This window comes from Rhodococcus sp. IEGM 1366 (assembly GCF_033142425.1).
Lineage (GTDB): Bacteria > Actinomycetota > Actinomycetes > Mycobacteriales > Mycobacteriaceae > Rhodococcus_F > Rhodococcus_F globerula.
Genome location: NZ_JAWLRZ010000002.1, coordinates 540981 through 566711 on the forward strand (window position 1 = coordinate 540981; position 25731 = coordinate 566711).

23 protein-coding genes are annotated in these 25731 nt (G+C 61.2%); 10 read left to right on the forward strand and 13 right to left on the reverse strand.

What is annotated here, in order from left to right:
• Positions 1-4: 4 nt before the first annotated feature.
• Genes R4P64_RS08490 through R4P64_RS08510 form a run of 5 tightly spaced genes read left to right on the forward strand, consistent with a single transcriptional unit; the run spans position 5 to position 5217 of the window.
• Positions 5-1180: an acyl-CoA dehydrogenase family protein gene (locus R4P64_RS08490; RefSeq protein ID WP_045070249.1), complete on the forward strand. Its 1176-nt coding sequence runs from the start codon at positions 5-7 to the stop codon at positions 1178-1180.
• Complete coding sequence (locus tag R4P64_RS08495; protein WP_219111937.1) at positions 1177-2166, forward strand: acyl-CoA dehydrogenase family protein; 990 nt, start codon at positions 1177-1179, stop codon at positions 2164-2166. The genes R4P64_RS08490 and R4P64_RS08495 overlap by 4 nt, the downstream gene beginning before the upstream one ends.
• Positions 2163-2945, forward strand: a complete 783-nt coding sequence (locus R4P64_RS08500; RefSeq protein ID WP_317820263.1) for an enoyl-CoA hydratase/isomerase family protein — start codon at positions 2163-2165, stop codon at positions 2943-2945. The genes R4P64_RS08495 and R4P64_RS08500 overlap by 4 nt, the downstream gene beginning before the upstream one ends.
• Positions 2942-4120, forward strand: coding sequence for an acyl-CoA dehydrogenase family protein (locus R4P64_RS08505; protein ID WP_317820265.1), 1179 nt, complete (start codon positions 2942-2944; stop codon positions 4118-4120). The genes R4P64_RS08500 and R4P64_RS08505 overlap by 4 nt, the downstream gene beginning before the upstream one ends.
• A complete protein-coding gene (locus R4P64_RS08510; RefSeq protein ID WP_317820266.1) occupies positions 4120-5217 on the forward strand; it encodes an acyl-CoA dehydrogenase family protein in 1098 nt (365 codons plus the stop codon). The genes R4P64_RS08505 and R4P64_RS08510 overlap by 1 nt, the downstream gene beginning before the upstream one ends.
• A gap of 57 nt (positions 5218-5274) precedes the next feature.
• On the opposite strand, the gene R4P64_RS08515 is transcribed toward R4P64_RS08510, so the two are convergent.
• From R4P64_RS08515 to R4P64_RS08525, 3 genes are read right to left on the reverse strand one after another with little or no spacing between them, the layout of a single operon-like run.
• The gene (locus tag R4P64_RS08515) at positions 5275-6975 is read right to left on the reverse strand and encodes a class I adenylate-forming enzyme family protein (RefSeq protein ID WP_317820267.1); all 1701 of its coding nucleotides are present in this window, start codon (positions 6973-6975) and stop codon (positions 5275-5277) included.
• A gap of 28 nt (positions 6976-7003) precedes the next feature.
• Positions 7004-8203 carry a MaoC family dehydratase N-terminal domain-containing protein gene (locus tag R4P64_RS08520; RefSeq protein WP_095886485.1) on the reverse strand — a complete coding sequence of 400 codons (1200 nt, stop codon included), beginning with the start codon at positions 8201-8203 and terminating at the stop codon, positions 7004-7006.
• Between the two features lie 16 nt (positions 8204-8219).
• Positions 8220-9203 carry an MDR family oxidoreductase gene (locus R4P64_RS08525; protein WP_095886484.1) on the reverse strand — a complete coding sequence of 328 codons (984 nt, stop codon included), beginning with the start codon at positions 9201-9203 and terminating at the stop codon, positions 8220-8222.
• A 337-nt stretch (positions 9204-9540) separates the two neighbouring features.
• On the opposite strand from R4P64_RS08525, the gene R4P64_RS08530 reads away from it, so the two are divergent.
• Positions 9541-10941, forward strand: coding sequence for a diguanylate cyclase (locus tag R4P64_RS08530; protein WP_317820270.1), 1401 nt, complete (start codon positions 9541-9543; stop codon positions 10939-10941).
• An 18-nt stretch (positions 10942-10959) separates the two neighbouring features.
• On the opposite strand, the gene R4P64_RS08535 is transcribed toward R4P64_RS08530, so the two are convergent.
• The 4 genes from R4P64_RS08535 to R4P64_RS08550 all read right to left on the reverse strand — a co-directional run bounded on the left by R4P64_RS08535 (position 10960) and on the right by R4P64_RS08550 (position 15813).
• Complete coding sequence (locus tag R4P64_RS08535) at positions 10960-12252, reverse strand: acyl-CoA dehydrogenase family protein (protein WP_242484547.1); 1293 nt, start codon at positions 12250-12252, stop codon at positions 10960-10962.
• Positions 12249-13388: an acyl-CoA dehydrogenase family protein gene (locus R4P64_RS08540; protein ID WP_219111932.1), complete on the reverse strand. Its 1140-nt coding sequence runs from the start codon at positions 13386-13388 to the stop codon at positions 12249-12251. Before R4P64_RS08540 ends, R4P64_RS08535 begins: the two co-directional genes overlap by 4 nt.
• Positions 13389-13513: 125 nt before the next feature.
• Positions 13514-14290: an SDR family NAD(P)-dependent oxidoreductase gene (locus tag R4P64_RS08545; RefSeq protein WP_233365225.1), complete on the reverse strand. Its 777-nt coding sequence runs from the start codon at positions 14288-14290 to the stop codon at positions 13514-13516.
• Complete coding sequence (locus R4P64_RS08550; protein WP_045071076.1) at positions 14287-15813, reverse strand: class I adenylate-forming enzyme family protein; 1527 nt, start codon at positions 15811-15813, stop codon at positions 14287-14289. Before R4P64_RS08550 ends, R4P64_RS08545 begins: the two co-directional genes overlap by 4 nt.
• An 80-nt stretch (positions 15814-15893) precedes the next feature.
• Between R4P64_RS08550 and R4P64_RS08555 the strand changes: the two genes are divergently transcribed.
• From R4P64_RS08555 to R4P64_RS08570, 4 genes are all read left to right on the forward strand, one after another.
• Positions 15894-17042, forward strand: coding sequence for a CaiB/BaiF CoA transferase family protein (locus tag R4P64_RS08555; protein ID WP_141484438.1), 1149 nt, complete (start codon positions 15894-15896; stop codon positions 17040-17042).
• Entirely contained in the window at positions 17033-18277 is a 1245-nt protein-coding gene (locus tag R4P64_RS08560) for an acetyl-CoA hydrolase/transferase family protein (protein WP_317820275.1), read from the forward strand. Before R4P64_RS08555 ends, R4P64_RS08560 begins: the two co-directional genes overlap by 10 nt.
• On the forward strand, positions 18277-19044 hold the full coding sequence (locus R4P64_RS08565; RefSeq protein WP_317820277.1) for an enoyl-CoA hydratase/isomerase family protein: 768 nt from the start codon (positions 18277-18279) through the stop codon (positions 19042-19044). The genes R4P64_RS08560 and R4P64_RS08565 overlap by 1 nt, the downstream gene beginning before the upstream one ends.
• Before the next feature lie 121 nt (positions 19045-19165).
• Positions 19166-20497, forward strand: coding sequence for an HNH endonuclease signature motif containing protein (locus tag R4P64_RS08570; protein ID WP_317820279.1), 1332 nt, complete (start codon positions 19166-19168; stop codon positions 20495-20497).
• An 85-nt stretch (positions 20498-20582) separates the two neighbouring features.
• Here R4P64_RS08570 and R4P64_RS08575 read toward each other — a convergent pair whose 3' ends face one another.
• The 6 genes from R4P64_RS08575 to R4P64_RS08600 all read right to left on the reverse strand — a co-directional run bounded on the left by R4P64_RS08575 (position 20583) and on the right by R4P64_RS08600 (position 25700).
• Positions 20583-21116: a carboxymuconolactone decarboxylase family protein gene (locus R4P64_RS08575; RefSeq protein WP_317820281.1), complete on the reverse strand. Its 534-nt coding sequence runs from the start codon at positions 21114-21116 to the stop codon at positions 20583-20585.
• 83 nt (positions 21117-21199) lie between these two features.
• Positions 21200-21943: an SDR family NAD(P)-dependent oxidoreductase gene (locus R4P64_RS08580; RefSeq protein WP_116101429.1), complete on the reverse strand. Its 744-nt coding sequence runs from the start codon at positions 21941-21943 to the stop codon at positions 21200-21202.
• Complete coding sequence (locus tag R4P64_RS08585; protein ID WP_095886476.1) at positions 21940-22776, reverse strand: TauD/TfdA dioxygenase family protein; 837 nt, start codon at positions 22774-22776, stop codon at positions 21940-21942. Before R4P64_RS08585 ends, R4P64_RS08580 begins: the two co-directional genes overlap by 4 nt.
• A 13-nt stretch (positions 22777-22789) precedes the next feature.
• Positions 22790-23350, reverse strand: a complete 561-nt coding sequence (locus R4P64_RS08590) for a nuclear transport factor 2 family protein (RefSeq protein ID WP_033230949.1) — start codon at positions 23348-23350, stop codon at positions 22790-22792.
• Positions 23351-23362: 12 nt separating this feature from the next.
• On the reverse strand, positions 23363-24256 hold the full coding sequence (locus R4P64_RS08595; protein WP_317820282.1) for an SDR family NAD(P)-dependent oxidoreductase: 894 nt from the start codon (positions 24254-24256) through the stop codon (positions 23363-23365).
• A gap of 13 nt (positions 24257-24269) precedes the next feature.
• Complete coding sequence (locus R4P64_RS08600) at positions 24270-25700, reverse strand: aldehyde dehydrogenase family protein (RefSeq protein ID WP_317820283.1); 1431 nt, start codon at positions 25698-25700, stop codon at positions 24270-24272.
• Positions 25701-25731 lie beyond the last annotated feature (31 nt).

Sequence of the window (25731 nt, forward strand, 5' to 3'; positions counted from 1 at the left end):
TCCCATGGACTTCACGATGAGTGAGGCCGCGACGGCGTTCCGAGGTGAGCTGCGCCAGCTGGTGAAGGAGCACGTTCCCGAGGATTTCCGCGGGGCCTTCACAGATGACCCGGCTGATCTTGATGTGGCCCAGCGGTTCTGCCGCATTCTTGCCGACCGCGGACTGTTGTGCATGGCATGGCCCGAGGAGTTCGGCGGTCGCGGCGCCACGGTGTGGGAGCAGACGGTGGTTCGCGAGGAGATGTGGGCGCTTCACGAACCGCGCGGCGCGCAATACATGGGCGTCAACTGGGTGGGGCCCACCATCATGCGACACGGAACGCGCACGCAGCAGAGCCTGCACCTCCCACCGATTGCCCGAGGCGACGTCATCTGGTGCCAAGGATTCAGTGAGCCCGAAGCCGGTTCCGATCTGTCCTCGCTGCGTACTGCCGCACGCCGTGACGGCGATGGTTGGCTCATTTCCGGCCAGAAGATCTGGACGTCGTACGCCACGATGGCGCAGTGGTGCTTCCTACTTGCCCGGACGTCGACGGGTGAGCGCCGGCAGCAAGGCCTGACGGTATTTCTCGTACCGATGTCCGACCCGGATATCGAGGTCAGGCCGATCCGCGCCATGCTCGGACCGCACCACCTCAACGAGGTGTTCTTCAACGATGTGCGGGTTACCGAAGAGAACGTGCTGGGTCAGGTGGACGAAGGCTGGAGCCTGGTTCAGGAAGTGCTTGCCTTCGAGCGCGTCGGCATCGCTCGCTACGCGCGCTGTGAACGGCTGTTGCACGACGCCGCAACGGTTCTCGGGGACAGCTGGGACAGTGTCCCGGAAGGATTGCGAAACCGGTGGGCGCGAATGCTGACTCATTGTCGGCGCGCTCGACTGCTTGCCTATCAAGTCGTCGCGTTGCAGAGCCAGGGAACAGTTCGCCCGGGCGACGCCGCCGCATACCGCATCGCTGTGACCACACTCGATCAGGACAGTGCCGAAGTGCTGACGGAACTCGCGGCCTTCGTACACTCGTCGGACACTGCAGGGGGCGTGGTTGTGGATAACGCAGACGCGCAACGATTCTGCCGCGATGTCGAGGAACATTGGCGCTATTCGCAGGCCGCGACAGTGGCGTCGGGAAGCATCGAGATGCAACGAATTCTCCTTGCTCGGTCACTTCTGGCGGCCGCATGAAGCTTGAATTAAGTAACGAGGCAATCGAATACGGTCGAACGGCCCTACGTGCCTTCGAGTCTGCGGGTGGTGATCAACTGATTCAGCGGGGCGAGCGGGATCCGGCGCGTCGGGGCAGTGTTGTGGCACCGGTGTTGGCCGACCTCGGCGCGTGGGATCTCGATCCTCGCGGTGACAGGGATGAACTCGAAGCGGCGGCCGCGCTGTGTCACAGTGCTGGTTACTGGGCTGTGCCGTATCCAGTGGCTGAGCGGCTGGCGAGGCCGGTTGACCTTGCCGTCGACGGGTTGATCGTTGTTGCCGATCGCGCCCCTGCCGGCCCGGTATCCGGAATCGATCTACGCTGGGCCGCAGTGACATTGGGCGGCCGTCGTAGCTCCGTTGTCGTCCGCCCGTCGCAGGACTCGCCGCGCACAACGGCATTCGTCGCGCAGTTCGACACGAACTTCGTCGACGACAACGGAGCGAAGGATGTGGCGCTGGCGTTGCTGTTGCCCTGTTGGACGCTACTCGGGATGCTCGATCGGGCGATGGACCTGACCCGCGCACATGTGTTGCTGCGCGAGCAGTTCGGGCAACCGCTCGCGAAGCTGCAGAGTGTGCAGTTCCAACTCACCGATGCACAGGTGCAGCGCAGTGGCCTCGAGGTGCTCGCGAAGTACGCACTGTGGAGCGTCCAGACCGATAGCAGTGAGGCGCTCGACGACGCACTTGCGCTGCGGTTGGCCGCAATCGAAGCTGCCGAGATCGTGTTCCGTGTTGCACATCAATTGCACGGGGCGAGTGGCTTCTGCGACGAGACCACGCTGTCGTGGCTCTCGCGGTACAGCCTTCCACTGCGGCGGCTACCGCTCGGCTTGTCGGCGACGGGTAGCGCATTGACGCAGCGGATCGGCCGTCGCGGCCTTACCGGACTATTCAGTGACACAGCATCTATCGGTGGTGCAGCGTCTATCGGTGGTGCAAGGGAAGTGGCAACACTGTGACCTACGACCTTCCTGAAGAGCTAACAGTCGAGTGTGACGGCCCGATTCGACGTGTCACGATCAATCGACCGGCCGAACGCAATGCCGTGAACAAACCTCTGCACTGGGCTCTGGCGAACGTGTGGCGACAGTTGGCCGCGGATCGCAAGGCGGCTGTGGTGATTCTGACCGGGGCCGGCAAAGCCTTCAGTGCTGGTGGCGATCTGGACTGGATCTGTTCGTTCCTCGACGATCCGGTTGCCCGGGACGAAAGCATCCGTGAGGGTGCAGAAGTCATCGACGAGATGCTGAGATTTCCGCTTCCCGTGATCGCCGCGGTCAACGGTCCGGCGGTAGGCCTCGGGTGCAGTGTGGCTGTCCTGTGTGACGTCGTACTGATGTCGGACACCGCTTATCTTGCCGATCCGCACGTTGCCGTCGGCCTGGTTGCCGGCGACGGCGGGGCTGCCTTCTGGCCGCTACTCACCCCGATCATGAGATCGCGAGAGTTCTTGTACACGGGTGATCGAATCTCCGCTGCTACGGCAGTCGAGTTGGGGCTTGCCAGTCGAACCTGCGCGCCCGAGGACTTGGTTGGGGAGGCGAGACGCCTTGCTGTGCGATTGGCGGCGCAGCCGCGCGAGGCATTACAGGGGACCAAACGCATCGTCAACATGTACCTGTCCCAAGCACTCGGTGGTCCCATGCAAGCCGGTTTTGCTGCGGAGGTTGCCACCATGACCTCTCCCGAGCATCGGCAGCGTCTTGGCGCCATGCGATCGACGGCCGTGACCCGATGACCGTGCTCGCTCCTGGTGGCTCGCTCGACGAATTTCGCGAGAACGTGCGGGACTGGTGCCGCGCCCATGTGCCGACAGACTGGCGAGCCGAGCAGACCGGAGCGTCGGACGAGGAGTTCGTTCGGTTCCAGAAGGCATGGATGCAGGAACTCCGCACTGCTGGTCTGGCGGTGCCGCACTGGCCGCAGGAGTGGGGCGGCGGGATGTCCACCCCGCGGCAAATCGTCCTGTATCAAGAGCTTGCGGCCCATGACGCGCCGCGCCTCGTGCTGCCGTTCGTCTCGATCCATCATGCAGCGTCGACGCTGCTTGCGGCGGGGACCGACGAACAGCGGCGTCGTCATCTACCGGCGATCCTCGACGGCGAAATCTGGTGTCAGGGTTTCTCCGAACCGGGAGCAGGATCGGACATGGCGGCACTGAAGACGACAGCGCGACGGGACGGGGATGCCTACGTCGTCAAGGGACAAAAGCTGTGGGCGAGTGGCGCGATGTACGCGGACTGGTGCCTTCTCCTGGCTCGAACCGACCCGAACGCACCGAAGCGGCAGGGCATTTCGTACTTTCTGATGGATATGAAAACTCCGGGAATCGAGGTCCGGCCGATCCGGCAGGCCACCGGCGAGTCGCACTTCTGCGAGATATTTCTCGACGACGTTGTCATCCCGGCGTCGCAACTGGTCGGCCGGCCCAACGAGGGATGGCAGGTTGCGCAGGAAACGCTTGGCGCCGAACGTGGGATGACTATGCTCGAGCTTGCAGAGCGCCTGGGCTCGAGCGGGTTTCGGTGGCTGGTGGAGTTGTGTTCGCGTCACCGCGGCGATGCTCTGGTGGCAGATGAACTGGCGTCACTCGAGATCGAACTGACGGGATTGCGCGCGCTGTGCGCAGACTTTGCCGGTAATCCCCGGCCTGGTCCGGCGGATGCATCCATTGTGAAGTTGCACTACAGCGAACTCCTGCAACGGATGACGGATTTCGGCGCCGACATCGCGGGCCTTTCCGCGCACACCGTGCTGCGCAAACCTTTGTCGAGTGGGTGGGAATCCGGTGCGTGGGTTCTGGACTTCATCGGCTCGTGGGAATGGACGATCCCCGGTGGAACCAGCGAAATCCAACGCACCATTATCGGCGAGCGCGGCCTCGGCCTCCCTCGCGAACCGAGAGGCCACTGATGTCGTCGTCGCTTACAGAACTTGCCGAAGTGCACGCAGAACTGCGTGCAATGGTGCGTGAGATTCTGGCAAAGTCCGGTAGTGAGGCGGTGAACGGGGAGGTGGACTGGGGACTGATTGCTCGCTCCGGTGCAGTTGGTCTCGAGGTGCAGGCGGAATTCGACGGCGCCGACGCAACGTTCGTGGAGGTCGCGCTAGTCCTGCAGGAAATCGGTCGTACGGCTTCACGCACCCGATACGCGACTGTTGCGGCACTTGGCGTCGGCGCGCTCAATCTGCTGGAATCGCGGCCGGAACGAGATCGGCTGTTGTGCGATACCGCCGCCGGATACGCGGCTCCGATTGTTGTTCTCGGTGGTGAAATGTTGGGGGAGAGCACCTTCCGTATCGACCAGAATGCAGATGGTTACCAACTGAGTGGGCACGCGAGCTTTGTGCTCGATGCGAGCGCAGCGGACAGTTACCTTGTGCCTGCACGTGAGGCTGACGGGAACCTCGTTGTTGTCAACATCGACCCGCGGGCTGCCGGACTGACTGTGACGGAGCAGGAAGTTCTCGATGCCACGCGCAACTTCGGGTCCGTGACAGCCTCGTGCGTGGTCGTCGGCCCGGAATCGGTGTGGCGTGTGCGCGATGATGCGTCGAATGCTCTTACCCGACTGTGTGATCGGGCTGCGGTTGCAGTGGCGTGTGACAGCCTCGGGCTGAGCGAGGCCATGTTGGAGGCGACCGTCGACTATGTCGGAGTGCGTGAGCAGTTCGGACGTCGGATTGGTTCGTTTCAGGCCGTCAAACATGCGTGTGCGGACATGCTCGTTCAGGTGACGATTGCCAGGTCTCTGGTCGCGGCGGCGGTGCGTGCTTTAACCCAGGACACGTCGGACGCTTCCGTCGCGGGCGCGATGGCGAAGTCGTACGCGTGTTCTGCGGCAGTTGATATTGCCGGGAAGGCAATGCAACTCCACGGCGGCATGGGCTACACGTGGGAGAGCGGGATACACGTCTACCTCAAACGTGCGACGCTCAATCGTTCTCTGTTCGGGTCTCCGGCTGCACACCGAACGCGGTTGGCTCAGAGGTATTTTCAGGAGTCGTAGATTTCGCTGGGTGTACCGGCTGATCAACCCGGTAGCTATCGATCAGCCGGTATACCCTCACGCCTTCAACATTTGTGCAGCGCGCTCTCGAACTTCACTGGATTTGATTTTTGCGCTGCCGGTAAGAGCGATTTGGTCCTCGTCGAAAAACAGCACATGACGCGGAACCTTGTAGCTGGCGAGGCGTTCTCGCAGGAAAGTGCGAATTTCTTCTTGATGCAGATCGGTGCCCTCGTGCGCAACGATGCAGGACACGACGACCTCGCCAAGCGTCTCGTGCGGAACACCAACAGTGCGGGTGACCTTCACTCCGGGATGGCTGACCAGAGCCTCGTCGACTTCGAGCGGTGAGACGTTTGCGCCACCGGTCTTGATGATGTCGGTGAGGCGGCCCTCCCAGAACAGCCGGCCGACATCGTCGAGATATCCGCCGTCGCCGGTGTGGAAGAAACCTTCGGCGTCGACGGTCTCGCTGAGTGGTGTGCCGATATACCCGAGCATCAGTGTCGGACCCTTGACACAAATTTCGCCGCGTTCGCCGATCGGGAGAACATCGCCGGTGAGCGCGTCGACAACCTTGACGGTTGTTCCGGGAAGCGGCTCACCGCTGCTGCCCCCCGTTACGTCGTCCGGCGTATTGGCCGGGAAACAAGTTGAAATGGTGAAGGTTTCGGTGTTTCCGTACGCATGGCCGGGTTCGAACCATGTGGCCGTGACGCTGGGGTGACGGGCTACCGGTGTGTTGAAATCGACGTACGACAAGCTACTCAAATCCGCGCCGGTCCAGTTGGGTGCGGATTCGAACTGTGCCCATTGGTGCGGCCACGCAAACGGAAAGTTGACTTGTTCCGACTCGATGAGCCCGATTGCCTCTGCTGCGTCGAACGTCGATTGCAGTACCAATGAGCCACCGCTCGCGAAGGTCGTGCCCAGCGCCATCGCAAAGTTGCCTGACCAGAAAAATCCGTTGGCCGACCAGCATCGGATGTTGTCCTCGGGGTTGAAACGATACATGCGCCGAAATCGCCACATCTGAATGCTGACACCACGATGTGCGCTGAGAATGCCTTTGGGTTTGCTTGTCGTCCCTGACGAGAAGAACAGCACAGCAGCATCACTCGGGCGCACAGCCGCCGCGATGGATTCGATCAACCCCCTCGATTGGTCGACGCCTCGCGAGCGGAATGTGTCCCACGTGTCGATCGCCCCGATTGCTTCTCCGTCGCCGACCATGGCCAGATGACGAAGAAAAGGGAATCGCGGCGACTGCACTGTGCCGGGAGCTGCAGTGCCGAACTGTGGTTCGAGCGTGGTCAGCACCTCCGCAAGGTCTTTACCGAGTACGGTGCGCTCGAACAGCAGAACCGAGACTGCAGAATTCTCCAGCAGGTAGTCCAGTTCCGCCGCTGTTGAGAACGTGCTGAGTGTGACCGCTACACCGCCGGCGAGGGCGGTGCCGAACACCGACACGATCCACTCCGGACGGTTGGTCATCAAGACGCCCACCCGGCCGTCCTTGTCCAGACCGATACCCCGCAGAGCTTGGGCGACTTCGATTGCGCGCTCCCACAATTGTGCGTAGGACCAGCGGACGACACCGTCGTCGGAGCGCATGACCAGAGCTTCGCGATCGCCGTACATCTGCGTCACTTCCCGGAGGAATCCGGGAAGAGTCAGTGCGCCGAGGCCTGGTTCGTCGAGCAGTGGTACACCGTGCGCGATTGAAACAGCTGGTGCCGCATTCACATCGGTGGTCAAGGCTTGCCTCTTTCATGTCGAGGGAGAGTCAGGAGAACGGCAGTTCGACCTCGGCCGTGCAGGACACCAGAACGTCGCCGTCCTGATTGGTCAGACGCAGCTTGATCTGGACAAGCGGTACGCCCCAGGCTGATTGAGCTTCCTTGCCAACGACCTCGGCGTCGAAGTACGTCACGTCGCCCTCGAATGCAGGTGTGCGGAAGTCGGCCTTGGTATGGCGGACCATGCCGTTGTGACCTGCCCAGTTGGCGAGGAAGTCGGTGCACCAGGCGCCCATCGTCGCGCCGTAACCGTAGGCCCTGGCCATCCCGACTTCGCTGGCCTTGTCGCTGTCGATGTGGCCGCGAGACGGACCGACGTACAGGCCGTCGCGCTTGCGCGGGTCGATCTTGGCTCCTTCCTCGTCGTAACCGAAGCCCTCCACCCAGCCCGGATCCTGGTAGACCCAGGGATCTTCGACGCCGTCGGGTGCAACCCAGTGGAAGGTGCCCCAGATGTTGAAAAGGAATGCGCGGTACTCCGTGGTGAAGCTTGCGATGCTGTGCGGGCCGATGACGCGTCGCTGCAGTGTGTCGCCGATCTCGACCTCGTCGAAGCGCGGTGAAACACCCATGCGGTTGGACATGAGCCATTCGTGGCGCAGGTTCTCGACCTCGATGAGTTCTGCGTTGGTCCACCGTTTGACGGCCCCGACATTGTTGTTGTACATGCCGCGCTTTGTTGCCTCGTCGGCCAGGTAACGGATGGCTGTCGACCGTTCGAGTGCAACCTTGGAGCCGTGCTGGTTGGTGTGGAGCGTGTCGCCGCGCGAGAACATCGTGGGACCGGCGAACTTCGTATCGGCAACCTTGTAATCGTGGAAGCGTCGTTCTTGGAACAACGTGTCGCCGGGCCGCACCGGCGTTCCGTAGAACCACCATTCCTCGCCGCCGAAGATCAAGTGGCTGTTCGGAATGTGTCCGACGCACGCCGGCTGAGCTCCGTGCCCGTAGTCCAGACCTACTGCGATGGACTGCGGTGCGATCAGACCGCCGAACTTACTGGCACGGGCAAATTCCTCATCCCAGTGGATCGGGTTGGGGTTGTCCATCGCCATGACCCAACGCCGCACGTCGGTGGTGCTGCACGGATCCCACAGCTGCCCGCCGCCGACAGGTTGGCCTACACGGTGGTCTACATCGGACAGATCGAGTTCGACGGTTTCCGGTTCGGTTAACTTCGTATTCATCGTCTCTGGCTCCCGGCTATCGATTGACGTCGACGACGATGCGTCCACGCACCGTGCCGTCCATGAGTTTTCTTGCAGCAGTGATCGATTCGCCCAGTGCGATGTCGTGGGCGATTGACTCCAGTGCCTCGGCATCCAGATCACGAGCCAGGCGATCCCAGGTGGCCAGGCGACGAGACTTGGGTGCCATCACGCTGTCGACACCGAGCAGTGACACGCCGCGGAGAATGAACGGCGCAACCGAGCCAGGGAAATCCATCCCCTGAGCGAGGCCACAGGCTGCGACAGCACCGCCGTACCGGGTTTGCGCGCACGCGTTCGCGAGGGTGTGACTGCCCACCGAATCGACGACGCCCGCCCAGCGTTCCTTCTGCATCGGCTTGCCGGCACCGGAGAGTTCGGCGCGGTCGATTACCGTTGTTGCGCCAAGGCTTTGGAGGTATTCCGCTTCGTCGACCTTGCCGGTCGACGCAGCGACGGTGAAGCCTGCCTTTGCCAGTAGGGCGATCGCGACACTGCCCACTCCGCCGGATGCTCCGGTCACGAGTATCTCGCCCTGGTCGGGCGATACACCGAAGTCGATGAGAGCGTCGACGCACAGGCTGGCGGCATAGCCCGCAGTGCCGATAGCCATGGCGGCATGGGCGGTGAATGCCGCGGGAAGTGGTATCAACCAGTCGCCGTTCAGGCGCGCGCGCTGGGCGAGTCCACCCCAGTGGGATTCGCCGACGCCCCAACCGTTGAGTACGACGCGATCGCCGGCTGCCCAGTCTGCGTGTGAACTCTCGGTGACTGTTCCGGCGAGGTCGATTCCGGGGACCATCGGGAACTTGCGCACTACTGGAGACGAACCGGTAATGGCCAGAGCGTCTTTGTAATTGAGAGTTGAATAGTCCACGTCGATGCTGACATTTCCGTCGGGTAGATCAGCTTCGTCGAGACTGGTGCAGGCGACGCTTTGTCCCGTGTCGTTCTTCTCGATGACTATTGCCGAAAACATCAGAAATGAATTCCTTCCTCAACCGGTTCGGAGCGCGTTCGCGTCCTGAAATCCGTGGGTGATGCACTGCAGATCGCGGTGTCCACCGTTAGCGGGGCCGAACTGCCGGGACTGTACTGCGCAGTAGCTGTCGTACAGGTCTTTTCGCACAGTACGTCAATCCTATCAATGATGGCAATACTTGACATTTACGCAGATCGGAATGTACTGACGGATGTCCTTGATTTGACAGCTCTAAAAGGGATAATTAGCGCAATTCGTCGGTTTCCAGCGCACGTTTTCCGCTGTATGTCCGATCGCCTCTCACAATTGATCCAAAGATTAGGTAGGTAGGGCGGTGGATGCGGTGGAAAACTCGACGTCAGCTGCGGCGCTACGCCACAGCCTGCTTGTCGGTCTTTGCGTTTTTGTCGCGTGCTTGATCGGGACTTTCAGCCGGCTTCCCGGTACCCTCGCCGTGTTCTGGCCGGCAAACGCACTGCTGCTCGGTCTGCTTGTTCGATCACCCCGTTCGGCAACCGTTTCGACGTGGTTCTGTGCGGCGACGGCCTATATTTCCGCGGATCTGGTCACTGGCGGTTCCGTCGAATCAGCTTTGTGGCTCGGTGCAAGCAACATCATCGGCGTTGTCGGTGGGTTCTACGCATTTCGATGGGTCTGCGCGGAAGATCGAAGGCTTTCGAGTATCCGCTCGGTGGGTTACTTCGTATCCGCGACCATGGTCGCGGCGGCGCTGACAGGATGTGTCGGAGGAGCTGCGAATGTGGCACTTTTCGGCGGCACATGGCCGGACGGCTGGATTCTCTGGTTCTCGGGCAACCTCGTCAACTACATGACGATTGTTCCGCTGGTACTGACTTTTCCGTCGCTTCGACCTGAGGACCGAGACCCTGAGGCCGTGTCCAGGATCCTTCGGCTGTCCGTGATTCCGGCCGCATTGTTGGCGTTGTGCATTCTGCTCCAATGGGTCATCGGCGGCGCCGGTGCAATTGCGTTTGCCATGCCTGCTCTTGTCACCGCCGCACTGCTGACCAATGTCTTTGTCACGTCACTGATGACCGCCATATCGACCGTATGTACGTTGGTCTTGACAGCCGACGGGCACTTGGGAACAGCTGTCGAAGGTTTATCCGCGGTCAGCGTTTCCGTAAGGATCGGATTGGCTCTGTTGGCAACTGCGCCCCTCGCGGTTGCCTGCGTGATCTATGAACGTCGACGCGCTCTCGCTGCTCTGACTGAAGCTGTGATGCTCGACGACCTGACTGGAGCGCTGCGCCGGGACGAATTCATGCGAAAAAGCATCGGCGCCGTCGGATCTCTTCAGTCCGGCCTGCCAGTCAGCGTCCTGATGATGGACCTGGACCACTTCAAGAAGGTCAACGACACCTTGGGCCATCGGACCGGGGACACGGTCCTTGTTGCGTTTGCGGATCAAGTGCGGCGCCATCTCGACGACACAGCGCTGTTTGCGCGCCTGGGCGGTGAGGAGTTTGTCGTTCTGTTGATCGACACGGATCTGGACGAGGCAACGCAAATAGCCGAAATAATTCGGGTGGCACAGCAGGAGCAATCGAGGACAACGCTCGGAGAACTCGGCCCGACTGTCAGTATCGGTGTGGCGTGTTCGCCGTCCGGTGACGCGGACGTGAACAGCATGATCGATTGCGCCGACGAAGCGCTGTATCTGGCAAAGAAGTTCGACCGTAACTGCACCGTGTCCCTGACCGCGAGAAGCTGATGTCCTGACCGCCGGAAACTAGTGACTGCCGGAAGTTGATCGGCTTTTCGGAATGTCCCGGAAGGCGATGTTCTGCTCGTGTGTGCGTTCACGCGGCATACCGAGGACTCGCTCGCTGATGGCGTTGCGGGCCATTTCGGTGGTCCCGCCGGCGATGCACCACACCTGTTGGCCGAGATAGTCCGTGGCGCAGTCGCCGACCGTACCGTCGTCGTCGTCCCACGCTGCCCCGGCAGGCCCGGTGAATTCGTAGATGATCGTCACCAGACGGGTAGACATCAGACCTGCCATCAATCGGGCGATACTCGCGGCCTGATCGGACATTGCGCCGGTGGTGATGCCCTGGACAACCCGATGCTGTAGTGCGTTGTTGGCCAGTTCCAGCATGCGGGCCTCACCGATGAGGTCACGGCTGACGGGGTCGTTCAAGCGACCCGCATCGCGCGCGACTGCAAGCAGTTCCGGCATCTTCGTTCCTCGTTGCGTGCTTCCGGCTGCCATGGTCGCGTACGGCGAGTTCGACAGCATTCGTTCGTGGAACATCCAGCGTGTGCCGACGGTCCAACCGTCGTTGATTTCGCCGATGCGGTCGCTGTCCGGAACCCTGACGTCGGTCATGAACTCTTGACAGAATTCCCGCGACCCACTGAGCAACTCGATGCGGTTGACTTCCATGCCGGTGCGATCGAGCGGCACCATGAACACGCTCAGCCCCCGATGCTTGGGCACGTCCCAGTTGGTTCTGGCAAGACAGAGCGCCCAATCGGACCACCAGGCGCCGGTAGTCCAGATCTTCGATCCGTTCAGTACCCAGTCTTCGCCGTCTCGAACAGCGGTGGTGACCGCGCCGGCGACGTCGGAGCCACCACTGGGCTCGGAGAGCATTTGCATCCAGATCTCTTCGCCCTTCAAGATGGCGGGGATGTGGCGTTGCTTCTGCTCCTCGGTGCCGAATTCGAGAAGCACTGCGGCGCAGGGCACAAAGGTCGGAGACTGTAGACGTTCGGCGTACTTGTAACCGGCGAGTTCCTCGTTCAATGCCCGCTGGTGAGCATGAGTGAGGCCTTGCCCGCCGTACTCCTCAGGGAAGCAGATCCCGGCAAGGCCCGCATCGAACAGTCGTCGCTGAAGTGCGCGTTGCTCCGCGACGTCGGTGAGTTCGTCCTCGTCGGGTCCTTCGGCGCGCATGACACCGATGTTTGCCTTCGGGTCGCTGGGGCCGAGGTTGTTTCGGATCCAGGTGCGTGCCCGAGTGCGAAACTGCTCGACCGATTCCATGTCGACGACGGTCTGGGGTGCCTGGGTGCTCAACGGATGCTCTCCTGACGTACGGCGATGGCGGCGATCAATTGGCGGTGCTCTGCGGGAGTGCCGTAGCTCGAGCGATTAGCTGCAGCCCGCCGCATGAACAGGTGTAGATCGTGCTCGAATGTGACGCCGATCCCGCCGTGGATCTGCACACAATCCTGGAGTAGTTCGCCGCCGCGATCGCCGATGTATGCGTGTGCGGCGCTGGTGAGTTCAGCGGCGTCCGGGCTTTCCGCAGCAACTGCGGCTGCTGCCGCGTCGGCGAGACCGTGGCTGGCTTCGAGCCAGGTCTTCATGTCTGCGAAGCGGTGTTTGAGTTCTTGGTACGACGCAAGGGGGCGTCCGAACGAGTATCGGTCGAATGCCCACGCAACGGTGAGGTCGAATGCCGCTTGCATCGCTCCGACGGATTCGGCGCAGCCCAGCACGATGGCGAGTTGCCGACAACGCTCGACGTCACGAGCCGCATCGCGTGTGTCTCCGATCATGGCGCTCAGGGGGAGACGTACGTTGTCGAACGTCACCGCGGCGTAGCGCCGTGTCAGATCGATTGATCGCAACGGCTTTACGTGCACACCGGGAGTATCGGTGGGCACCAGGACTTGCGCGACGGAGTCGCCGTTCTGGCCGGTGACGAGAAGGACATCGGCGGTCTGGGCAGCTTCGACGGGGCGTTTTGTGCCGGACACAATTACGTCGTTGCCATCGACGCGAATCTCCAGTGGTGGAGTGCTCACGAGACTGTTCGCTTGTGGCTGGGTGAAACACCATGCTGCGGTGGAAGTTCCGGCGAGTAGTTCTGCAAGAACTTGGTCTGTGGTCTCGCTGGAGTAGTTGTCGATAAGTGCGGCAACGACGTTGGTCGGGGTGAGTGGGCCGGGCGCGGCGGTGCGGCCGAACTCGTACGCGACAAGTGTGAGGTCGACGAGTCCGCGATCGCTGATTGTGCCCCCACCGTGCTTTTCGTCCACCAGGAGGCTGGTCCAGCCGAGTTCTGCGCCGCGCCGCCAGTATTCGGAGTCGAAGCCCATGGGGTTGTCGCGCAGAAGACGCACAGCTGAGCTGGGCACCTGTGTGTTCAGGAACCGGGCTGTGGTGTCCCGGAAGAATTCCTGGTCCGGGGTCAGCTCCAACAACATGTTCGCCCTCTCGCCCTGCGGTTAGAAATCGCAATCACAGTATGAAACTCTCTATTCTGAGAATAGCATTTTCAACGTCGAAATTAAAGCGAACTCGAACTGAGATCGGCACCCGTGTCGAACACTCAGCGTGCCGTCCAACCACCATCGACAACTATGGTCTGGCCTGTGACGTAACTTCCTGCGTCACTTGCGAGCCAGAGAACAGAGCCGACAACATCGTGCGGCGTCCCTTCGTGCGGAAGTGGAGTGTTTCGTCGCAGATACTCCGCCGATCGGTCATCGGTGTACAGCTGATCAGTGATTTCACTCCGGAAGAATCCGGGAGCAACTGTGTTCACCCGGATCGAGTGCCGCGCCCACTGGATCGCGAGTTCTGCGGTGAGTCCTGATAATCCGGCCTTACTTGCGGCGTATGACGCCTGCGGGATGCCCGGTATTCCCACCCGGCCGCTGATGGACGAGATGTTGACGACAGTGCCGCGGCCGATGGACTGCATGTGGGGGAAAGTGGCCTGCGCCAACAAGAACGGAGCGATCAAATTCAGATCCAAGGTCTTGCGGACGGCATCGAGTGGCTCGGATTCGGCTCGTTCGTAGGTGAACATGCTGCCCGCTGCGTTGATCAGAATTTCGGGCGGCCCAAGGCTTTCGACCACGGCGGGTACAACAGAGCCGACCTGGCCGGCCTCGGAGAGATCGCACTCGATGGCGGTGCCGTTGATCCGCTCGGCGAGTTCGGCTAGTTTGTCGCGGCGGCGCGCGACGACGGCAACTCGGGCGCCGAGTGAGGCAAGTGCCTCGGCTATGGCAGCGCCGAGGCCTGATGAAGCGCCCGTCACGATGGCTACCCGGCCGTCCAAGCCGAACATCCGTGCGGCGGTATCGCGGTGTGTTGTCACCGGAGACCTCGCTGCGGTGCCCTGACGGCGGAAGTGGTGAGTTCTGCGAGTCCGGCCCGCTGGATTTTTCCCATGGCGTTGACCGGCAGTGCGTCGACCTGTGACCAGAATTCCGGAACCTTGTAGGGCGACAGCTCGTTCCGGCAGAGGTCGGCAAGGATGCCGAACTCCATCGGAGGTCCGACACTTTCGACAATCGCGGCAACCCGCTGACCGAGTCGGTCGTCGGGTACCGGGTACACGGCGACCTTCGCGACATCGGGGTGCGTCGCGATGACTCGTTCCACTTCGAGCGGGTAGACGTTTGCACCACCGCGAATTATGACCAATTTCTTGCGGTCCAGGACTGTGAGCCAACCGTCGGCGTCGACAGTTCCGATATCCCCAGTCGCGAGAGGGCCGGGTTCAGTCGAAGTGACACCGCCGTGCTCCCAATGGCCGAGCATCGGCGTCCACGAGCCCGCCCATTGACCTGACCTCGCTGCTCTGACGCGCAGTTCGCCCAATTTTCCTGCAGGCAGCGGGCTTCCGTCCTCGCTGTAGGCTGCAACCTCGTACTGTGGCAGTACCTGCCCGCTGGTCCCGGGGTGCCATTCGCGCCCGGGAGGATCGATCGATACGACGGTCGGTGCTTCGGTCAGGCCGTACGTGACGCGGGGGACGAGGCCGTGCGCGTCGGTGAACGCCTGGCGCAATCCGTCCGGTGTATCGCCGCCGCCGCACCAGATCTCCTGGAGTGAACTGAGGTTGACGTCGGGACGTCGCGCGAGGTCGTACAGTTGCGCGGGGGCGCCGTTCCACACTGTGACACGCCGCGAGGCGATCCATTCGGCAACCCCGTCGACGTCGCGCCGGTTCATCACGACTGAGCACCCGCCGGCCTGGGCCGTAAGTAGCGTCGACAAGACCATGAGATTGAGGATGGTCAGCGGGAAGCTGTCGCCCTTGCGTAGTTCTGGCCCCCATCCTCTGGTCGCGCACAGGACGGCGCCGGGGAGGAGTAGGTTTCGTTGACTGTGCACCACAGCTTTGGGCTGACCCGAAGTGCCACTGGTGAAAGCGATTCCGGCGGGAGCGTCGATATCCAACTCGACCGAAGGGGCGGTCTCGTCGCGCCCGCACAATTCTGCCCACTGAGCCTCGCTGACGCAGTCGAGAGGGTCCAGCCGACAGTTCGGTCCGGCCAGGACAACACTCGGCTTGCACAGAGTTTGTAATTCTTGCTGCTCACTGGATGACAGCGCTTCGCCGATTCCCACCCAGATCGCACCGATCCGCTGAGCGCCGTGAAATGCCGCGACGATGCCGAGATCGTTGGGCAGGCATGCCGCGACACGATCGCCTGGTCGCACGCCCAGTGACCACAGCGCTCCGGCGCAGCGCCTTGCCTGTGTGTCGAGTTCGGCATATGACCAGATCCCAGATACGGCTTCCACGGCCGGGGCCTGCGGGTTTGCCGCCAGTGCCGCATCGAGCACCGTCGCTATCGTGCCGAGGACGGCGGTCCCGTTGGATTTCTTCACCACTCACTAATACCACTATCCTTGTAAAGATTCACCTGATAGCGTCGAATCGTTCTGAAGAAAAGTGGAGGTTCATTCTGATGAAGCACTCGGGTCCGTTGACCGGGGTTCGGATCGTCGATCTCACGGCGATGGTGATGGGTCCCTACTGCACGCAGATCATGGCCGACATGGGGGCTGATGTTCTCAAGATCGAAAGCCCCGCCGGCGACAACACCCGCTACATTTCGGTGGGTCCGGAACCGGGATTGGGCGGTGTGTTTGTCAACGTGAATCGTGGAAAGCGCAGTGCGGTACTGGATCTGCGAACCGATGAGGGTGCAGGTGTACTGCGTGACTTGATCGCCGATGCGGATGTATTCATCCATTCCATGCGAGGCTCGGCAATCACAAAACTTGGTTTTGGCTACGACGACGTGGCCGCCGTCAATCCGTCGATCGTCTACACCAACTGCTACGGATACGGGCGTCGCGGGCCGGATGCCGATTTGACGGCCTACGACGACACAATTCAGGCCGAATGCGGCTTACCGCACGTGCAGGAACAGTTGACCGGCGAGAGTGGTTATGTCGGAACCATTATCGCGGACAAGGTTGCGGGACTCACTGCCGTGTACGCCACCACGATGGCCCTCTTTCACCGCGAACGTACTGGAGAAGGCCAAGAGGTGGAGGTTGCCATGTTCGAGACGATGGCAGCTTTCATGCTGGTCGAACATGCAAATGGGGCACTGTTCACCCCGGCGCTGGGTCCGGCGGTGTATCCCCGTGCTGTGGCACCGAATCGGAAACCGTACCGGACCAAAGACGGCGAGATCTCGGCCATGGTGTACAACGACAAGCAATGGGCGGCTTTCGTCGACGCAGTCGATCCACCTTGGGCGGGTGCACATTTCGCGACTCTCGAACAACGAGCCCGTCAGATCGACACGGTGTACGCGCTGCTGGGTGAAACCTTCCTCGAACGCACGACGCAGGAATGGCTGGATCTGCTCCGATCTCACGATATTCCGGCCGCTCCGGTGAGGACACTGGACGAGTTGTTGAACAACGAGCACCTCGATGCCGTCAACTTTTTCGAAGACGTCGATACTCCCTACGGCTCAGTGCGTTTCCCTGGTCCGCCGACATGGTTCTCGCGCACGCCCGGTCGTATTGCCCGGCCGGCCCCTCGACTCGGTGAGCACACCGAGGAAGTCCTGAATGAGGTCGGTCGAGCGTGGAGTTGAATCGGTTCCTGAATCGGGGAGACCGTATTGTCATCGGACAGGCGTGCGGCGAACCGACAACGTTGATCGAAGCTCTGATCGATCAAGGGGCAGACATTGGCGGACTATCGGCATTTGTCGCAACGAGTTTCTCAGGAGTCTTCAATGCCGAAGCAAGTGAGAGCTTTTCGCTCTCCAGTATGGGGGCGATCGGAACGCTGCGATCATTGACCAAAGTGCACAAGCTCAGTGTGATTCCGTGCCACGTCAGTCAAGTTGCGCCGATGATCGAGGCCGGGTTGATCGGGTGCGACGTTGCCTTCGTACAAGTAAGCGCTGCGGATGGGAACGGCAATCACAGCTTCGGATTGATCAGTGACTACGTTCAGGCGGCTGTGGCGAAAGCGCGCGTTGTCGTGGCGGAAGTGAACGATCAAGTCCCGTTCACCTGCGGGGAACTGTTACCGGCAGCGAAGATCGATTACGCCATCGAAGTATCCAGACCTCCGGTTACACTGGCGCCGGCAACAATTGGACCGACCGATCATGCAATTGCCGAACATGCCGCTGCGTATATCGAGGACGGCTCGGTCATCCAGGTGGGGATCGGAGCCGTGCCGGATGCGTTGCTTCGGCTGATTCGAGACCGGAAAGATCTGGGTGTTCATTCGGGAATGGTGGGCGACGGCCTCGTTGATCTGGTGGAAGCAGGCACGGTGACCAACGCACGCAAACGAATCGACACGGGAGTGTCCGTCACCGGCGCACTCATCGGCAGCAAGGAACTGTACGCGTTCGCGCACCGTAACCAGGCAATTCGCATGTGTGCGACGTCGTACACACACGACGCGGCAGTTCTGGCTCAGCTCGACAAACTGGTGACGGTCAATTCCGCACTCGAAGTTGATCTCACAGGGCAAGTCAATGCGGAGCAAAGCGGTTCGGCGTATCTCGGTGGCACGGGTGGTCAGGTGGACTTCGTCCGGGCCGGTTCGCGTTCACTGGGTGGTCACGCGATCATGGCTCTCCCCGCCACGGCCAAGGGAGGAACCGTCACCAGGATAACCGCGCACCTGTCCGGGCCTGTCACGACGGCGCGTAGTGACATCGATGTTGTGGTCACCGAATTCGGTGCAGCCGAGCTGCGAGGACAGAACCTCGCGGAACGAGCGCGACGTTTGATCAATATTGCCCATCCGGATTTTCGCGAAGAGTTGATGCGCGAAGCGCATGCAATCGGGCAGAGGGGATTTTGATGAGTGATGCTGTGTTGTTCGACGCGCGTGACGACGGCATTGCTGTCATCACGCTGAACCGACCGGAGTCCCGAAACTGTCTCGATCGAGACGTGCGCGAGGGATTACGCGACGCCTGGAACCGATTCGAATACGACCCAGCGTTGCGGGTAGCGATACTCACCGGTTCCGGCGACGAAACATTTTGTGCAGGTGGCGATCTCAAAGAGATGGTCAATACCGCAATGGCGGTACCGCCGCGCGATATGTTTGCACTTCCCTACGACACGGTCGAACTGTCAAAACCCACCATTGCTGCGGTCAACGGCGTTGCCTACGCCGGTGGTTGGATGATTGCTCAGGCCTGTGACCTGTGTGTCGCCAGCACCACCGCGAAGTTTGCGGTCACGGAGGTCAAGGTGGGGAGAAGCTCGCCGTGGGCGTCGCCGCTGATTCACATGATTCCGCAGCGCATCATGATGGAAATCCTGCTCACGGGTAAGCCGATATCTTCTGCGCGCGCTTACGAGATCGGTCTCGTCAACCGACTTGCCGAGCCTGCGGATCTGATGGCGACGGCTCTGGACCTGGCAACCGAAATACTCTCCGGTGCACCTCTTTCCGTCAAAGCGGCGAGAGAAACTGTGATGCTGTCGACGGAGATGGGTCGTTCGGCCGCACTCAAGGCCGCACGCCACGTATCCGAGCACTGCTACAACAGTGACGACGCACAGGAGGGGCCGGCTGCATTTGCGGAAAAGCGTCGCCCGCAGTGGATGGGGCGCTGACTGGCTCATGTGACTCGTGCACGTCGCATTGCAAGAACGTGGGGGAACGAACTGTGCCCGGTATGTCCCTTGATTCGAATAGATGTTCGAGTATAATTAGGTCAAGGGTGGGGAGGCCTTGATGACTACGGTTTGCGATTCAACTTTGGTGGGGGATGTTGTAGCGGGTTCGGCTGTGGGTGTGCGGGGCAGGTTGTGGCGATTGCGACCGGCCGAGGTTCGAGACGTTGCAGTCTGTGTATCTGCGGAAATCCTTCGGCTGGAAGCGATTCGAGTTGCCGCGGTCGACGAGTTGGCACTCAACCCGGACGAGCAGGTGCTCTGTTACCGCGGTGTTGGTCGCTGGTTGGCGGCGAACACGATGCTGCAGAACGCGGCCGGTAACAAGATCGCCGCCCTCGGTGCCGCACTGCGGGGGTTCCCGGATATTACTGCCCAATTCGAGGCCGGCGATCTCTCGCTCGATCATGCGGCAATGATCGTCGCGTTCTGTGAATCTCCACCAAAAGGTATGCCGGACAGGGCGTTACCGTCCTGTATGAAGACTCTGTTGGCTGCGGCATCCGGGGTGGAGGCGACCACTATCAAGCTGCGGTATGCGATTGCGGTTTTGGAGCGGATCTTCGAATCCGATGAGACCCCGCCCGGTGAGGATGATGACCTCAATGTCTTGCGGATTGCTCCGACGCTCAACGGTCGGGTGGCGATCAAGGGCGATTTCGACGCGTTGACTGGTGAAATGTTGTTGTCGGCTCTCTCGGGGTTGTCGATGCCGAAACCGGCCGCGGACGGGACCCCGGATCAGCGGTCGGCTGCCAAGCGCACCGCGGATGCCTTCACGGAACTGATTCGCCGCTATCTCGACAACGCCGTCACCGGTGTTGACGGTGGGCAGCGTCCGCACGTGAACGTGCACATCACCGCGAAAGACCTTGCCGAGTATCGCGAATGCGCCGCTACGCGAACTAGCAGGGACGCAGAGCTTGATGTCGAGGATCTTGATGTCGGGTACATGCCGTGGATGGGTCCGCTCAGTGTGAGCCTGACCCGGATGCTCGCCTGCGATTGCATGCTCTCCACCGTCCTGATGGACGGCAACGGCGCACCGCTGGATGCGACCCCACACAAACGCCTCGTCACACCCGAACAACGCACCGCGCTGATCGCCCGGGACAAAGGCTGCGCCTTCCCCAACTGCGATGCCGTACCTGCTTGGTGCGACGCCCACCACATAAAACCGTGGTCGGTCGGCGGTTTGACGGTTATGGACAACCTCACCCTCCTCTGCCGTAGCCACCATCGGTTGATTCACAGCACCAGCGGATTCCGCGGGATCTGGGAAATCAAGATGGGCGACGATCACAAACCCTGGTTCATCCCACCATCCGCAATCGACCCCAAACAACGACGCCGACGCTCCACAACCCGCCAAGGTCCAGTTCACCGAGACTGAATCCGGCTCCGCCGGAAACTGAACACCGCGTGCAAGCTTCGCATCACGAGCTAAGACGATGCGAAGCCAACACGCATGTGTCCATTTACCGAACGGCAGGGAGGTACGGAGCAAGCTCCGGTTCAGGATTCACGTCGAATGACCGCAGCGCCATGGCGAGCATCGAGTAGCAGCCAACTGTGAACACCATATCCATCAGTTGCTCGGTGTTGAACTCCTCGGCCAGCGCCGACCAGGTCAGCTCACTTACCATGCCGTCCGCCAGCAGTTCGTCTACAGCACTGAGCAGGGACCGTTCCAGTGATGACCACTCGGATGCACCCGGGCCGTCCGCGACGCGAAGGATTTCGTCTTTCGTCATGCCGGCAGTTTCGGCAAGGATGACGTGCTGGGCCCATTCGTAATCGGATCGCCGAACCGACGCGACGCGGAGTACAAGCAGTTCCCGTTGCCTGTCGGTAAGCGAAGTCCCAGAAAGCAAGTGCGCGTTGAAGGACAGGAATGGCATCGCCAATGCGGGATATCGGGCCAGGGTCCCGACCAAGTTAAGTCCAGCCTTGCCGGCCCGTTGCGGATCGGCAGCAACGGTCGTTCGGAAGCCGTCGAAGAATTCCCTCATCTCGGGCGTCCATTGTTGTGGTGTTGCAGGCGAAATTCGAGCCATCGGCTGTAAATCCTCTCGGGTAGCGAACTTGCTTTCGATCAGGTGTTCCGGCCACCGTTGACACCGATGCTCTGCCCGGTGACGTAACCGGCTTCCTCGCTGGTGAGGAACGCACAGACAGCCGCCACATCCTCTGGTTGGCCGATCCGGCCGACGGGTGTTTTTGCTGTCTGTTGGTCGAGGTCGATGAATCCTTTCTCGACTGTGTTGCGCAGCATCGGGGTGTCGATGAATCCGGGAGGAACCGTATTGACGGTGATTCCGAATTTGGCGAATTCGAGCGCCAGCACTTTGGTGAGGCCGACAACTCCCGATTTGGCGGCCACGTAGCCGGCCAAGCCGGGGGCACCGCTGTGAATGCTCGACGACGAGATGTTGACGATCCGGCCCCAGCCTTCTTCGATCATGTCTGGCAGCACAGCCTGGCAACAGTCGAACGTGCCGGTCAGGTTGATCGCGAGTGAGCGGTTCCACGTTTCGGCAGTGATCTCGAGGAAGGGGCCGTCGATGCTCAATCCGGCGCTGTTCACCAGGATGGCTGGTCGTCCTAGACGTGTACGCGCTTCGTTCAATCCTGCGTCGATCGCGGCGCGGTCGGTCACGTCGACGGTCAATCCGATGGCTTTGCCGCCTGACAATTCGATAGATGACGCCAACGCCTCGGCGGCACTGCCGTCGATATCGAAGATCGCCACCATCGCGCCGTCAGAGACGAGTCGCCGGCTGATCGCTGCTCCGATTCCCGATGCCCCACCAGTGACTACCGCGGTGCGACTGCTCACTTGATGATCTCGTGGCCGACCAGGGTTGAGCGATGCATACGGCGGGGCTCACTCCGGTCGAACTCGCAGGCCCGGTGGACGAGGCCGGAGTTGTCCCAGATCACCAGGTCACCTTCGGACCATGTGTGCCGATACACCAGTTCTTGTGTTGTGGCGCGCTTTTCGAGATCGTCCAGGAGCGCACGACTTTCGTCGAAGTTCATTCCGACGACGTGCGATGTTGTCGCCCCGAACACGAGCGATTGCCGACCCGATTCATGCTGCCACACCAAGGGATGTTCCACTTCACGGCGCGAGGCCCATTCCTTCAATTGAGTCGGTGTCGGATCTGGGTACGTCAGCCGCTGAATTGCCGCGAAGGTGTGGACTACGCGCAGATCGGCGAACAGTTTCTTCTCGTCGTCTGATAGCGCCTCGTATGCGGCGTAGGTACTGGCGAATTCGGTTTCACCACCGCGGTCGGCTGTGACGCGGGCACTCATCACGGACGCCTTCGGTGCGATCTTGTCGAGTAGGCCGTCGATGTGCCAGAAGTCATTACTGGCAAGGTATTCCGCATTGGGGTTGGAGGGGTCGAAGCTGATCTCCATCACTTCTTCCGCGTCGTACGGTGGGAAGCGGGAGAAGTTGATCAGTGTTCCGAGTTTCCGGCAGAACTCGACTTGCGTGCGATCGTCGACATTGATCTTGCGAAACAGCAATACGCCATGTTTTTCGAGTGCAGTCATACACGCGTCTGCGAGACCGTCATCGCGGAGTAGCCGATCGGTATCGACGCCCAGAACCTCCGCACCGAGATTGTTGCTGAGTTTCTTGATGTCAAGCGTGGTCATGGCTACTCCTGGATCAGTCGGGGACATGCGGATTCCGCATGTTCGTCAGTGGTCGTTGGTACGACGGGTCTGTTGTGCTGCGCGACGGGGCGCCGTTGACGTGAATGTCAGGAACGTCGGCGAAGGGTATGCCCATTGTCGGAACGATGCCGGACCACTCGATTACATTGGTGCGCAGCGCGATTCTCCATTGTCCGTCACGGCGTTCGACGCGGTCGATGTACCGGCCGCCTGCGATCCAATTGGTGTCGTCGTGATTACGTCCGACGAATAGGTAGTACGTCTCGGTGTGTGCCGTGTCGCCGTCGATGTCGCAGGTGTGGTTCAGCAGGTTGTGATGCGTCGACACCTGGCCCAGTTCATGGGTCGCTCTGGCCCACTGGTAGAGATCGATCGGTCCACCGACAAAGTTCCCCGCCGCAATTGTGGCGTCGTCGTGGAAGGCGGAGAGGAAGATATCGCGGTCGAAGCGATCCATGCCACGGCTGAATCTGGTCAACGCGTCGTGGATCTCCTGACGATCGACCATAACGTCGAGGGCGGCTAGCCGATCCGAGGTGGCAGATGTAGTCATGAAGTCCTCCGGTCAATTACGTGAGATGTGTTGATCACGATCACTGAAGATCGGAGACCAGATGGGCGCGCCGCGCGACGAGCGCAGCGACGGAACGACCTTGCCGTCAACGTCTTTGATTCCGTATTCGTGGGCAAGTTCGGCGGTGATGAAGGTGCCGCCCGAGCGTGTCGCGAGATTTGTGTCGACGGCGAGAGCTGCGATGACGCGACCCGGGAATTCCGGGGTGCAGCCGTCCTCCGGCCGAGTAGCAGCCCGGCCATCCAAGCCAGGGACATTCGCCAGGTTTCGCTGCGCGCGTTCGGTGAAGGTGAGGCCCTGCCAGAGCGAAAGGGACGTCACGTTATGCGGTTTCAGCTCGATGGCCATATCTCGTGCCATCCGGTCCACCGCAGACTTCGCCGTGCCGAAGATGACGTTGTAGGTGTAAGTGACGCCGGTGTATCCGGAGACGGCCACTATGAGGCCGGACTTGTGCGGTGTCATGATCTTGGCGGCATGCCAAGCTGCTACGAAGTTCGAGCGGACGCCGACATCCACCATTTCCCAATGGGAGAGCGGTTTCTCCCAGAAGGACTGTGGGTCGGTCAGGTCTTCGGGCAAGGAGAATGCGTTGTTGACAAGAATGTCCAATCGGCTTTGCTCGTCTCGTACCTGCTGGAACAGGGCAGCAACCTGTGCGTCGTCGGCGTGGTCCACTGCGACGGCAACGCCCTTGCCGCCGCGCCGCGTACACTCAGCTGCTGTCTCTGCGATCGTGCCGGGTAGAGGATTCGACCCAGCGAGAACCGTGCGTCCCGTGACGTAGACGACGGCGCCCTGCTCTGCGAGCGCCAGCGCGATTCCTTTCCCGATACCGCGACTGGCGCCCGTGACCACAGCAACTTTGCCCGACAGCGAACTCATCTCCCGTGTTATTTCAGGAAGCGTCAGCGGTGTAGCCGAGCATGCCCTTGATCTCCAGGTAGTCGTGGAAACCGAACCCGCCCCACTCACGTCCGTTGCCGCTCTTCTTGTAGCCGCCGAACGGTGCGGCGAAGTCGAATCCGTCATTGATGGCGACGGACCCGGCGCGGATCCGTCGAGCGACGGCGCGAGCTTGCTCGAGGTCCGCGCCGGCAACAAATCCGGCGAGGCCGTACTCGGTGTCGTTTGCGATGTCGATGGCGTCGTCGATGTTGTCGTAGCCGAGAATCGTGAGAACCGGTCCGAAGATTTCCTCGCGGGCGATGGTCATGTTGTTGGTGACGTCGGCAAAAACGGTGGGGCGGACGTAGTAGCCCGTCGGCAAGTCGTCCGGACGTCCGAGGCCGCCCGCAACCAGCGTCGCACCTTCGCCGATCCCCTTGTCGATCAGGGACTGGATCCTCTCGAACTGGGCCTCGGACACTACGGGGCCGATTGCAGAATCGCCGCCCGGATCACCCACGGTCACCTGTGATGCTGCCTCTTGCGCGGCGCTGATGGCTTCTGCCATCCGGGAATTGGGCACAAGCATGCGTGATGGTGCGCTGCACGTCTGCCCGGAGTTCATCATCATGGTTGCCACACCCTTGGCGACGTTCTCGGCGAAGTCACCGTCGTCGAGGATGATGTTGGGGCTCTTGCCGCCGAGCTCCTGCGAGACTCGCTTGACGCCGGGTGCGGCGTTGGTGGCGATGTCGATGCCGGCGCGGGTGGAGCCGGTGAACGAGATCATGTCGACGCCCGGGTGTGCGGACAGTGCTGCCCCGACAGTGGGTCCGTCGCCCTGGACGAGGTTGAACACGCCGGCGGGAACTCCTGCAGCGTCGAGGATTTCGGTGAAGATCTGGCCGGTGAACGGTGACTTCTCCGAAGGTTTGAGCACCATGGTGCAACCCGTTGCCAGTGCGGGGAAGACTTTCACGGCAATGAGGCTGATCGGCCAGTTCCACGGGGTGATCAATCCGCAGACTCCGATCGGTTCTTTGACGATCAGTGAATCGCCCTGCTGCTCCTCGAAGACGAAGTTCTCGAGCGCATCGATCGCGGTGGTGAGATGACCGGCACCAAGGTTCACCTGGAAACCGTTGGCCAGCGCGTTCGGTGCGCCCATCTCCTCGGTCAGAGCTGCAGCGAGGTCGCCCATCCGGTTCTGATACTCGGTGAGAATGTTTCGCAGAATCGTGAGTCGTTCCTCGCGGCTGGTTGCAGACCAACTCGAGAACGCGTCGCGTGCTGCTGCAACGGCGCGGTCGACGTCTGCCGGTGATCCTGATGCTACTGTGCCGCAGACCTTCTCGGTCGCAGGATTGACAACCTCCAGTGTGCTGGACTCCGCTGGATCGACCCATTGTCCGCCGATGTAGAACTTCAGATATTCACGCATGACTGTTCTGGTCCCTTTCGCAGTGTTCGTG

What these genes read in the sequence shown, in the direction of transcription:
- R4P64_RS08490 (WP_045070249.1), top strand. Translation starts at nt 5, where the DNA reads ATGGACTTCACGATGAGTGAGGCCGCGACGGCGTTCCGAGGTGAGCTG.
- R4P64_RS08495 (WP_219111937.1), top strand. Translation starts at nt 1,177, where the DNA reads ATGAAGCTTGAATTAAGTAACGAGGCAATCGAATACGGTCGAACGGCC.
- R4P64_RS08505 (WP_317820265.1), top strand. Translation starts at nt 2,942, where the DNA reads ATGACCGTGCTCGCTCCTGGTGGCTCGCTCGACGAATTTCGCGAGAAC.
- R4P64_RS08510 (WP_317820266.1), top strand. Translation starts at nt 4,120, where the DNA reads ATGTCGTCGTCGCTTACAGAACTTGCCGAAGTGCACGCAGAACTGCGT.
- R4P64_RS08520 (WP_095886485.1), bottom strand. Translation starts at nt 8,203, where the DNA reads ATGAATACGAAGTTAACCGAACCGGAAACCGTCGAACTCGATCTGTCC.
- R4P64_RS08525 (WP_095886484.1), bottom strand. Translation starts at nt 9,203, where the DNA reads ATGTTTTCGGCAATAGTCATCGAGAAGAACGACACGGGACAAAGCGTC.
- R4P64_RS08540 (WP_219111932.1), bottom strand. Translation starts at nt 13,388, where the DNA reads ATGTTGTTGGAGCTGACCCCGGACCAGGAATTCTTCCGGGACACCACA.
- R4P64_RS08555 (WP_141484438.1), top strand. Translation starts at nt 15,894, where the DNA reads ATGAAGCACTCGGGTCCGTTGACCGGGGTTCGGATCGTCGATCTCACG.
- R4P64_RS08565 (WP_317820277.1), top strand. Translation starts at nt 18,277, where the DNA reads ATGAGTGATGCTGTGTTGTTCGACGCGCGTGACGACGGCATTGCTGTC.
- R4P64_RS08570 (WP_317820279.1), top strand. Translation starts at nt 19,166, where the DNA reads ATGACTACGGTTTGCGATTCAACTTTGGTGGGGGATGTTGTAGCGGGT.
- R4P64_RS08575 (WP_317820281.1), bottom strand. Translation starts at nt 21,116, where the DNA reads ATGAGGGAATTCTTCGACGGCTTCCGAACGACCGTTGCTGCCGATCCG.
- R4P64_RS08585 (WP_095886476.1), bottom strand. Translation starts at nt 22,776, where the DNA reads ATGACCACGCTTGACATCAAGAAACTCAGCAACAATCTCGGTGCGGAG.
- R4P64_RS08590 (WP_033230949.1), bottom strand. Translation starts at nt 23,350, where the DNA reads ATGACTACATCTGCCACCTCGGATCGGCTAGCCGCCCTCGACGTTATG.
- R4P64_RS08595 (WP_317820282.1), bottom strand. Translation starts at nt 24,256, where the DNA reads ATGAGTTCGCTGTCGGGCAAAGTTGCTGTGGTCACGGGCGCCAGTCGC.
- R4P64_RS08600 (WP_317820283.1), bottom strand. Translation starts at nt 25,700, where the DNA reads ATGCGTGAATATCTGAAGTTCTACATCGGCGGACAATGGGTCGATCCA.